Source organism: Sporacetigenium mesophilum DSM 16796 (genome assembly GCF_059569055.1).
Genome location: NZ_JCANUR010000007.1, coordinates 123,832 through 135,901, shown reverse-complemented (window position 1 = coordinate 135,901; position 12,070 = coordinate 123,832). Strand labels below are relative to the sequence as shown.

Below are 12,070 nucleotides of genomic sequence, written 5' to 3'. Positions count from 1 at the left end.
TTGTGTTATTAATTGATCTGTTTGTTGTGATCCATTTAAAAACTCCCCTGCTGCTCCTATTAACTCCTCTGGTGTTACTAAAATTCTACTCATATACATCTCTCCCTAATAATATATTTTTTATTAAATTACAAACTCGCATATTTCTAACTAAAAATCTAATTTTAATCTATCTGATTCATACTTCAATTCTTCAAATTCAGTCAAAACAATCTTTAACTGATCTCTTAAAAAAGTTAAATGACTTAGCTGCTCTTTCATCCCTCGATCCCACTCATTATGATGCGTTTCAAAGAATGCTACTTCTGCTTTACCAGACCATCCATCCTTTAACTTTATTACACTATTGTTTATTGAGGATATATTATTATCCAATCTATATATACAATTGTCATAAGCTTTTATTGTTGCTCTCAAAGTATCTAAATTAATTTCTATTCTATTAAAATTAAACATAGGCTGCACCCCTAAGATTTATTATTTAATATGTGGTAATAATTTTTCTATAGATGCACTTAGACTTTTTGCTTTCTCTATATTTTTATTACCTTCTTCAAATTTTCCAAGTTCATTATATATTTGACCCTTAACAAAGTGTGCTTCTCCTATATTTGGATTTAGTGCTAATAAGTAATCTATACTTTCAAGTGCTTTATCATAATCCTTAATCTCTTTTAGGGATAATGCCTTGCATATGATTATATCCCCATTTCCTGGATTATACATCTCCATTATTCTATATTCATTTATAGCCTTTTTATAGCTGACTTCTGCTTCATCTTCTTTTCCTAATTTTTTAAGTAACGTAGGATAGTAATATAAACATATTATTCTATAATTATCAATATTATTTTCTTCACTCATATCTATTATCGCTTTAAATTGTTTAGCTGCATTTTCATTATCTTCTTTTATCATATGTATCATACCTAATTGATATTTAGGCTCCAGTAATTCCGGATATAATTTAACTGATTTTTTAAACATCTCTTCAGCTTCATCTATATTTCCCTTGCTAGCTAAAATTTGCCCTTTTTGTATTAATAACCTTAACTCTTCTCCATTTGTTTTTATCAATTCATCTATCAAAGATAGTGCTTCATCGTAATTTTCCCTAATTTGATAGATACTAACTTTATCTAACGCAATTATCGGATCATCGCTAAATAAGTCAAACGCTTTATTTATAACTTTTTCAGCCTCATCTAACTTATTTTGAAAATTTAGCAATACAAATTTATAATGATATGATTCTGATAAGTCTGGATTTAACATTATTAATTCATCATAAGTTCTCAAAGCTTCATCTAATTTATTTAATTGTATATATATTTCACCTTTTCTAAGTCTAGCACTATAGTTATATTTATTTTTTGAAATAGCTCTATTATAGCACTTTAATGCTTCTTGATATCGTTCTGTTTCCTCAAATATAACACCCTTATGCATACATATCTTTTCTACATCAAAGTCATAATACATTGCCTTATTATATAGTTCTATAGCTTTATCAGCATTTTTTTCATCCACATACGTCATATTACCTAAATGCCAATAGGCCTCCCCTTGACTTTTATCTATTAAAAGTATTGTCTCGTAACATTCTTTTGCATTACTTATATTGTTAAGTTTAATATTACAAAGAGCTTTATTGTAGTATGCATCAATATATGTGTTATCCTCCTCTATGCTTTTATTAAACAATTCTAATGCCTCTTTTACTTGTTCATTTCGATAAAGATATATACCCTTTTGATTAAGTTCTTCAGCCCTAGTTACATACTTTGCAGATTCCATTAATGGCTCCCCCCTTCTAAGCTATTTAAACAAAATTTATTAGTATTTATTTTGTTTTGCCTTTTACTCTTTTTATAAGTTAACATGTGCAATTATTTTTTTTGGCCTCTTCTTGTTCTTTCAACTTTCTATTTTCAGCCTTTATTTTAAAATTCTCTTGCTCAGCATCTAAGTTAGAGTATACTTGATTTAAAGTACCTATATCTACATTCAAGATAGAAGTCTTAGAGCTTATTTCTTGTATACTATTGCTTACTGATTTATTTTTTAAGCACTTCTCTAAACTAGACTTAAGCTTGTTAAGGGATTTTTGTGCTCCTACTAAGTCATATTCACTATAAGACCATTTTTGTTCATATGATCTTTTAACATATTCCTTAGCACTTTCTATATATACTACAACATCTTCTTCTTTCATATATACACCTCTATACGTATAAAATTTATTTATTTTATAAACTTATTTGAAGATATTTCATCTAATAAAAATTTATGAAGTAGATGTATCAGGCTTTGAAAACCCTGCTTGGAATGAGTTTTCTAAAAAATCTATATAATCTTTCATTGCCTTTTTATGAGCTAGTATCTTTTCATCAACTATTTTTATACCTATTTTTCCTTTTTCAAATAATTTCAATTGCCTATCGACTATTTCCACTTTTCCAGCTACTTGCCCTTCTGCTATTACTCTATATGCAGATACTGGATTTGATCGCATTTTTGAGATATGTGGTAATATAAACGCTTCTTTAGCTAATTTCACTTCTGCAACTACTCTATACGCAGACATTGGATTGGATCGCATTTTAAGAATATCTATCATTATATCTGGCTTAATTTGATGAAATGGATTCATAGCAGGTTTAAATGCTTTATACGAATTTTTCGCAAATCCGCCAAATGGAACCGCTAGACCAGTAATAATATCTGTCCCTTCGTAAAATGCCTTTGCCTTTGCTACTTTATTTTTATATTCTGCACTTCCAACTTCATATTTTGTACTATAGTAATTTTCTATAGCTTCTCCTGCTAAATCACAATCAGGTTTATTTTCTTTGTTAATTCCTCTTTTCATGGTAATTACTCCGCTAGCTATACTTTCAAGCTGAAATAAGATACTCGCTACTGCTACAATCCCTAAGAGTAATCCTGGTCCAGTAATAAGGAGAGCAACTGCTGACACTAATGCAATTGTAGCTAATCCTATTTGTACTAATCCTCTAAACCACTGGTTATTATTATAGAAATCTATTATAGACTTTATTGCTTCTTTAGGATTTAAACATAAGTCCAAAATAGCCAGCTGCGGAGCAAATACAATTTTTGCAACTTCAGCTATATCACTTAAAAAAGTCGTAGATATTGCTATCGCTTGCGAAACAACAGATATATTGTTTTGTTTATTATAAACCTTAGAATTTAATTTTATAATTCCCTCACAGTATTCATCTGTTTCTATAACATTTTGTATATAAGTATTAAATTTACTTTGGAAATCATTCAAAGATTTCAAGTCATTATTTAATCTATTTCTAATGCGTCCTATAGTATCGTAATCTGTAGCTAACCTATTTGATTCACCTTTGCAATGGTTTAGTTTCGTCCTTGAAATATTCAAGCTAGAAATAGCTTCTTGTATTCTATCCTTAGCATCAATTATATTGCTACAAACACCAGCTGAATAACCATTATCTATTCCCACCACTGTCAATATTTACAACTCCTCTCTATATTTAACCTTCGGCACTTGTTATTTGATTCGCTAACTCCTCATCTACTCTTACATATTCCTTTTTAATATCATCTAATCCATTTGACATAGTTATTAGCACATCTGAATAATTCGTCATATTATTAATAAGTACAGTGTATTCTAAAGAAAAAGCTTTTTTACTCTTTCCATACCAACAAGCTTCTAACTCACCTGTTACTCTCTTTATTTCATTCTTTATAGATTCACACTCAGTCGCTCCATTTTTTAATGACCTTATACATTCCTCAAAAGCTTCAATATCAGCTTCTATAACCTTAGCCATTTTATCTCACCCCCAATACCCATTAAATATCATCAACAGGAGTTTTTACCCTAATATATGTTCCTTTGTTGTAGAAATAAGCATCTCCTACTTCTAAAGGTCTCTCTGTATTTCTAAACGATGTCTTAAAATCAAACATCCTTTGATTTGCAATTTGTTCAAATACTAATCCTACCCCTTCATCTTTTATAATTTTAGCAGTTTGAGAAACAGGTATAGTTGTAAATGTTTCGATAGTTCCAGATATTATTATAGAAACTTTTAAATCTTTAAACTTAGTTATGATATCTTTAAACTTAGAAAATAACTCTTTATCTGCAGATATATACTTAGTAAATGTAGTTGCATCATCTACCATAAGAAGTAAAAGAGGTTTGTTTTTAAGAGCATTGTCTATATTAAAATCTTTCCCCACAGTAAGCTTAGATTCATTTATAGTTTCATATCTTTCTTCCAACTCATGATATATATCACTTACGATCATCTCTATTTCGTCTTCACTAGAAACATATTCTTTTACGCTTCCAAGCTCCCTTAATGTAGACAATCCATAACTTTCTGAATCACATAGGTACATATTTACCCTAGCTTTTAAAGCATTACTATGTAGAGTCTTAGATACTACATTTAAGAAGTTTGTTTTTCCACTCTTGTTCTTACCTACTACACTAATAATAGGCGTAGCTAATAAAGATATATTCTCATACTCTATAGTATCATGAGATAATCCTAGGCTTATTTTATATTTAGATGGATCTTGATTTAATGAATTATCTTGCATTTTCACCTTACTAAACTCAAGTACCTTTGGCATCATAGGTATATTTTTAGCATAAATCCCTCTCCAGTTTCTGTTGAAGCTTTCAATTAAATCTTTTAGAGTTTGTGCTCTTTCAACTTCAGTTTCACCTTCAACTGGCAAAGCAATATGGAACTCTAATATCTTCTTATCTATAGAAGTTAAACCTCTTCCTTGTATATTAGTTGGTTGCATCTTACAATTTTCAATAACATTTGAATACTCCATCTTATCATTACAATTAAGAGCTATTCTCTGCGCAAAGTTAGCCGCCATTTTGTATCTTATAGCATTAGCCTGATTTGATGTAGTAACTAGTGTTATACCTAGATTGGCTCCTTCTCTAGATATACTATTAAAGTTATCATCATATCCGCCAAAATACTCTCCCATAGCTGCAAAGTTATCTATTGCTATAATAATATGAGGCATATTTTCATTAGAAATATCTCTATAGGATTGAAGTGATGTTACTCCTACAGATGCAAATAAGTCTTTTCTTCTAGATACCTCTTTCATTACAAAGTTAATAAAATTTTTCATTTTTTCTTCATCATCTGAAGTTATAACTCCACCTACGTGTGGTGAATTTTCTAAGGTTTTTAATATTCTAGATCCAAAGTCTAATATATAAATATTAACTTCTTCAGGAGTATGTTGACACATTAATGATATTAATATCGTTTGAAGCAAAGTAGTCTTTCCTGTATTAGGAGATCCAACTACCATCAGGTGTCCTTTGCTACCAAAATCCAATTCTAATGTACCTTGACTTTGTTGATCCGGATCATCATATATTCCTATTGGTATATTCATCCAATTATTACTATGTTCCCATATCTGTCCGTTATAACCCATATTTTTATTTCTTATATCATCTAAAACTATATAACTTTCTAATGGTGGTAGCCAAGGACCAGATAATCTAGATATACTATTTTTTCTACAGTATCTATCTACATATTCTATAACCCCTTCTAACTCAGTCTGTTGTTGATTATTACTTTTATTGTCCTTAGTAGAGAATAACTTTTTACGTACTCCGTTTATTTCTACTTCGTTTATTTCGAAATCTATTTTATTAATTTCATCATCTTCTACTACTTTAGCACCACTCCAAGCTGACTGAAATAACTCGAAAATTTCATTGTTACCAACCTGTAGATAAGCTCTTCCTGGATCTACTATTTCAGCAGCTAAAGGAGACTTTAACACTTCATTACTGTCTTCTTTATTTTGAACTTTTAGACAAAGTTTAAATTTAGAGTTACTCCATATCTGATTATCTACTACACCTGCAGGTTTTTGAGTTGCTAATATTAAATGTACCCCCAAACTACGTCCTATTCTAGCAGTACTTATAAGTTTAGCCATAAAATCGGGGTGCTCACTCTTAAGCTCTGCAAACTCATCAACTATCATTATTAAATGCGGTATAGGTATCTCTGCTTTTTTGTTTTTATATAGCCTCATATATGAATCTATATGATTAACATCATATTGAGCAAATAGTCTTTGTCTTTTCTTTAATTCTGCATCTATAGATTTAAGTGATCTGTATATCTGATTTCCATCTATATTAGTAATGGCTCCTACCATATGCGGTAAATCTTTAAATTGGTTCGCCATACCTCCACCTTTGAAATCTATTACTATAAATGTAACATCATGTGGGTGAAAGTTTATAGCCATAGAAGCTACGTAACTTTGTAAAATCTCACTCTTACCAGAACCGGTAGTCCCAGCAACTAATCCATGTGGACCATGATGTTTTTCATGTAAATCTAAAGATACAACTTCATTTCCTAACTTAACACCCAAAGGAGCTGCCATGCTCTTATATATATTATCTTTAGACCAAAAATCCCCTAAGTTTAATTGATTTAATGATTTAATGTTATATAGGTCAAATAGTGTAATGCTCTTAGGCAAACCATTCTCTGCAAAACTATCTTCAACATATATAGGGCTTAGTGATTTAGCATATTTTATATACTGTTTTTTCTTTAATATGTAGTATTCAAAATAATTTACTTTCTCCGACGTACTAGCATATTGTATCTGACCCCTTTGCCCTTCTGTTAATGTAACTACACAACTACATTCTTTTGGTAAGTACTCCATATGTTCATATAGGAATATAAAGGTTATACCTAGATTTTCTTCTTTTCCTATAAACTGAACTATAGGTTCATTTTCTAATATATTTTTATCAGTTATATACACTACATAATGAGGAAGGTGGTTAAGATTTTTGCTACCTCCATTATTAAGTTCTTCTCTTTCTATGAGTATCTTGTATAACACTTTTAATAATTCATGTGCTCGTTCCTTACAATTACTCAGAAATCTATATTTTTTACCATGAGACCATGTATGAGGTATCCATTTTAGCCAGCTAAGATTTTCTGTTAATTTTTCATTAAATAAATATACTAATCTTATGTCTTCACTATAATGATGAGCTGTTAAATCTACAGTTGTATTAGATATAAAATCTACAATACTATTTTCCTTACCTATAACTCCTATACTTCCTATGTCCTTTATAGGAAGCATAACCGGAACTTCTTCTATAGTTTTATATTTTTCTAAAACTTCATAAGGTTTTTCTGTTATAGGATCATCATCTTCTTTAAACTCTCTTTTTGGTACTCTGATTTCAAAAGAAGGACTACAAGTTCCGATTCCAAGTCTAGTAAGTAAAAAATCACTATGAACAGGGCTTCTCTCCCACAATCTTCTTTCAAATTTAGTAACTATATTATAAGACTTGTTTAATTCAGGATAATTAGCTATCATATTTTCTTTCTGCGTATTTGCTAAATCATCTAATATATCGTATTTTTCTTTTATATATTCTTCATACTTTTCTATTCGCTTTACACACTCTACTTTATACTCTTTTTTGCTTTTAACAATAGCTATGCAACTTGCTAGTGCTCCTAACAGTACTGAACCTATAGAGTAATATATAAATCTATTGTCTCCGGTACCTGCCCTAAATGCCAAAGTTAAACCTATAGTTCCTACAAGTGGTATTATAGATAATAGAATGGAATTATTAGGCTTATTTGGTTTAGATGGAGGCCTTAATATCTCTACTTCATCTTGTGGATAATTAAGTATCATCCTAGGAGAACGTAAAAATGCTGGATACTTAAATATCTTGTTAACATCTTCTAGAATTTCTTTCTCTAAGTTATTTATAACTATATCTTCATCATATCTTGAGGTAAATATATTTCCTTCTTTAAAAAAGAACTTATGACCTGTTAAAACTATAAAATCATTATCTTTTATAGGCTTCTTAATTTCTACTTTATTACCATTAATATATACTCCATACTTTGTTTTATCGTCATAAAGCATCCATTCATTATTTTCATATCTTATAGTAAAAGAGCTATTTCCTAAAAGCTCATTCTTTATATATATGTTTTTACTTTTATCAGTACCAAAGGTGTTATCGTTATATTTATCCAGTTCTATCCTCAAATCATAATTTTCTACACTAGATTTAAAATCTATAAAGTAGTTTACATTAATAAGTTCACCTTTATGTACATTATGCTTTACAACTATAGTATCTCCGTGCACTAACTGCTTTCTTGGCGTTTTTATACCATTAGCTATATAATAAACTCCTTCATTTTGAACTATATACCAATTATTACTTATTTTTCTAAAAACAATTATAATCTCTTCCGCACTTTTTACCCTTAACTTTACATCACATTCACTGGTATTCCCACAAAGCACTTCATCCTTTTCAAATTCATCAATATCAACTTCTCTATATATATTATCGTTGAAAAAAACCAATAAATTTTTCTGTTCCTTTAACATGAATTCTCCCCTATACTAATTCTATTATTGTTCCATTTCTTACCCCATAATCTTTTAATACATCTCTTCCTTTTATAAAACTTAAAGGATTAAAAGTTTTAATGTAATAATTAGATATCTCTATTCCTCTATCTTTTAACTTCAACCCTATATTTAATGCATTACATAGCTCTTTAACAGTTATATCCGTAGGTATTTCTAATTCATACTCCTCATTTGCATTTTGAATTTTAAGTGTTATTATAACCTTTTCCATAACATACCTCCACTAGCATATTAATGATTTTATAGAAGCAGTGAATGGATTATGCTTACTAAATATTTTCATATATGAATTACTATTGTGAAGTGGCTCATAAAAATCTATACTTCCTTGTATCTGAAAGTTTTGATTTAGAATAGTTAACTCTCTAACTCCATCTTCAGCTTCTTCTCTGTATTTATTTATAATTGGTATAAACTTATACAATTCCTCTTCATCTATATATTTTAAAAAGTTCAATACCTTTTCCCTACATATACTACTTTGTTCTATAGGAGTTATTATCTTATCTGAAATATCTATAATAGCTTTTTTGAATGTATTATATGTACTAGATGTATCTATAACTATATGAGTAAATTTTTTCATATCTATCAATATATTTATAAGATGTTTTATGTCGTCAGAATTCATTTCCTCTAAACCAAATATATTATCTGCTGGATTTATGTATGCCACTTTAGTATCTGTATCTTTTTTTATACAATCTTGTATGTGATTAGTTAACTCACTACCTCCAACATTTAAGTAATCTATTATATCTGATAAATTTTTAGAGCCTTTATTTATATTAAAATAAACATTAGTTGTTGGCATATTTTCTAGATTTAAGTACAAAACTTTATTTCCTTGAGCTGACAATTCTATGGCCGTTGCCATCGCTATAGTAGATTTACCTACTCCACCTATAGGGGAATATACACTTATAACCTTGGTTTTATCCAATATAAGATTGTCTGTTTGATATGACCCATACCCGCTATTTTTATTTCCTAAGTTTTTTATTTTATTGTATATCGAGGTTATTTCTCCGAATCTGAATATATAATCATATGGCAAATCTTCACTTTCTTCATCATCTGATATTAATACTATATTATTTATAAATTGATTTTTCATGCCTTCAAATTCAAACTTTGGATTTAAAAGCAATATATCAACTTTTTTTGGTGTTAAAAAAAATTCTTCAAAATATTTTTTATCTATAAATGTTCTTATTAAAAATTCATCATCATGATTTCTCATTATATATTCTTCTAAATTTTCAACAAAGATGCTATCATCATCTGCTATAATTAGTGATTGCTTCATCTTCTCCCCCCTTTATATATTTAATAACTCCGTATCATCTGATTCATTTAGTAACTCCGTATCATCTGATTCATCAGAGAGATTTAAAAACTCTGTATCATCTTGAATATTTAATAAATCTGCAGTAAATTCACTATTAGTAGTTAGGTTACCTGTGTTTCTTTTTATACTTAGCTTTCCTGTTATATTTTTTATAGATATATCTTTTTTATATGAATTTGAAAACAATTTGATTTTTTCGTCTTCTAGAGGAGTATTTGCTATTTTATATGCAAGATATAAAAATACAACCATACCAAATATACCTGTAACAGTCATTATAATCCCTATTGTCATATAAGCGCCTCCTAACCTAAGGTTTTCCTAAGATTGTTATATTGTGGATCGTTTTCAGGAGCAATTTTGCATTTTTCAGCATCGTCAAGGTACATAATAGCTTCTCCTGTATTCCCCTGTGCATATCTTAATCCTGCCATTTTTACATATCCTGAGTAGTGATCTTTATTCAGACTTATTATACTCATATAGTTTGATTCTGCCTGTTGGAAGTTGCCTATTTCTAAATATAAATCACCAATATTACTATAAACAGATATAGTCGGTTGTAATGATAAGCACAATTGGAACATTTGTAATGATTTATTGACATATTCATCTCTCAATGTTTTATCTGTAAGCTGTATATCTCTCGATTTTTGTTTATAAGCTGAAGATAATCTTTCTACTACAGTGTAATCACCATCGTTTATCTTATAGGCTTTTTCAAGAATCTTTATTTGTCTATCTGTACTATCCTTCATTTTATCAGAAGGGATATTTTGATATACATTTGCTAAGGCTATATATAAATTACTAGCTACAAATTTGTCTTGAGTATTTGAGTCTATATATAATTCAAATCCTTCTAATGCCTCAGTAACACTTCCCAAATTTATCTTCCCTGTAGCAGTTAGAGTTTCCAATTCCTTGCTTATCTTATGTAGGTGTACATAATCAGTTTCTACATTTTTTTCTTCCTTTACCTTATCAAAATATTCTAAGGACATATCATAACGACCCTTTAAGAAATAAGCTTTTCCTATTAGATAATTTAAATTTTCATCTTTTTTCATTCTAGAGTTTTCTTCTATAGTTTTATTTAAATACATTATACTTTCATCTATTGACCCCTTACTCATATAGGTTTTTGCTATTTCATAATAAGCAGTATTCCCTTTAGACATATACGATTGTGCTTTTTTAAATAATTCTTCTGCTTCATCAAACTTAAACTCATTTCTCGCTGCTATACCTTGTTCTATAAAATTATTATACTTTCCATTTATAAATGTATTTATATTATTCCATCCACCTAAAGCGAGCATAGCGCATAAACTTGCCCCTACTAAACATCCTGTTACCTTATAATTTTTCGTTTTTTTCTTAATTTCATATTGTCTTCCGATTTTATGTACATTTTCCAAATCGTGGATTACTTCCTTCATACTTGAATATCGCATGGAAGGATCTTCTTGTATACACTTAGCAACTATAATTTCTATACCTTCTGATAAGTTTGGATTTATCTGTCTTAATGAAATAAATTCTTCCTCTAAGCTTTTAGGATTTTTACCTGTCAACAAATGGTATAGAGTAACTCCTAAAGAATATATATCTACGCGTTCATCTATAGGTTCTTCTCTAAATTGTTCTGGGGGAGCATAAGCTTTGGTCCCTACACGTATGTTTTTTTCTAGCTTTTCCTTACTTACCATTTGTGATATACCAAAGTCTATTAAAGTAATTCTCTCACCATCTGCACTAACCATTATATTACTTGGTTTTAAATCCTTATATATTACCTTGTAATCTAAATCATTATGTAAATATGAAAGAACATCACATATTTTTTTTGCCCATTTTATAACTTTATCCTCTTCTATGTTGCCATTTGATTTCAATACATTGTCTAAAGTTGTACCCGTTATAAGTTCCATGATTATATATATATATTCTGAATCCTCACTAAAATCCATAACAGAAGGAAGATATGGATGTTGTACATTCTTCATTATGTTTACTTCAGTAAATTGATCTATTTTATGTTTTGTATTTTTATCTATTATCTTTACAGCTCTAAATGCATCTAATTTTAAATCCTTAACAAGATATACAGAACCCATGCCGCCTTTCCCAAGACGTTCTCTTATTGTATATTTATTCTCTATGGTTTTTCCTACAAAATCTATCACTATA

At 29.2% G+C, this 12,070-nt stretch carries 10 protein-coding genes; all 10 read right to left on the bottom strand.

Going from position 1 to position 12,070, the window contains the following annotated elements; all coding sequences use genetic code 11:
- Window positions 1-150: 150 nt before the first annotated feature.
- Window positions 151-456 (bottom strand): WXG100 family type VII secretion target, encoded by a 306-nt coding sequence (locus tag BS62_RS07975; protein ID WP_496490735.1) that lies wholly within the window; start codon window positions 454-456, stop codon window positions 151-153.
- A gap of 21 nt (window positions 457-477) precedes the next feature.
- The gene (locus BS62_RS07970; RefSeq protein WP_496490734.1) at window positions 478-1,797 is read right to left on the bottom strand and encodes a tetratricopeptide repeat protein; all 1,320 of its coding nucleotides are present in this window, start codon (window positions 1,795-1,797) and stop codon (window positions 478-480) included.
- Window positions 1,798-1,876: 79 nt separating this feature from the next.
- On the bottom strand, window positions 1,877-2,215 hold the full coding sequence (locus tag BS62_RS07965) for a hypothetical protein (protein WP_496490733.1): 339 nt from the start codon (window positions 2,213-2,215) through the stop codon (window positions 1,877-1,879).
- Between the two features lie 72 nt (window positions 2,216-2,287).
- Complete coding sequence (locus BS62_RS07960) at window positions 2,288-3,508, bottom strand: hypothetical protein (protein ID WP_496490732.1); 1,221 nt, start codon at window positions 3,506-3,508, stop codon at window positions 2,288-2,290.
- A gap of 22 nt (window positions 3,509-3,530) precedes the next feature.
- Entirely contained in the window at window positions 3,531-3,833 is a 303-nt protein-coding gene (locus tag BS62_RS07955) for a WXG100 family type VII secretion target (protein ID WP_496490731.1), read from the bottom strand.
- A 22-nt stretch (window positions 3,834-3,855) separates the two neighbouring features.
- Window positions 3,856-8,481, bottom strand: coding sequence for a type VII secretion protein EssC (gene essC, locus BS62_RS07950; protein WP_496490730.1), 4,626 nt, complete (start codon window positions 8,479-8,481; stop codon window positions 3,856-3,858).
- Window positions 8,482-8,491: 10 nt separating this feature from the next.
- The gene (locus tag BS62_RS07945) at window positions 8,492-8,737 is read right to left on the bottom strand and encodes an EsaB/YukD family protein (RefSeq protein WP_496490729.1); all 246 of its coding nucleotides are present in this window, start codon (window positions 8,735-8,737) and stop codon (window positions 8,492-8,494) included.
- A 12-nt stretch (window positions 8,738-8,749) separates the two neighbouring features.
- On the bottom strand, window positions 8,750-9,835 hold the full coding sequence (locus tag BS62_RS07940) for an AAA family ATPase (RefSeq protein WP_496490728.1): 1,086 nt from the start codon (window positions 9,833-9,835) through the stop codon (window positions 8,750-8,752).
- 12 nt (window positions 9,836-9,847) lie between these two features.
- Window positions 9,848-10,171: a hypothetical protein gene (locus BS62_RS07935; protein ID WP_496490727.1), complete on the bottom strand. Its 324-nt coding sequence runs from the start codon at window positions 10,169-10,171 to the stop codon at window positions 9,848-9,850.
- Window positions 10,172-10,182: 11 nt separating this feature from the next.
- Window positions 10,183-12,066 carry a tetratricopeptide repeat protein gene (locus BS62_RS07930; RefSeq protein WP_496490726.1) on the bottom strand — a complete coding sequence of 628 codons (1,884 nt, stop codon included), beginning with the start codon at window positions 12,064-12,066 and terminating at the stop codon, window positions 10,183-10,185.
- Window positions 12,067-12,070 lie beyond the last annotated feature (4 nt).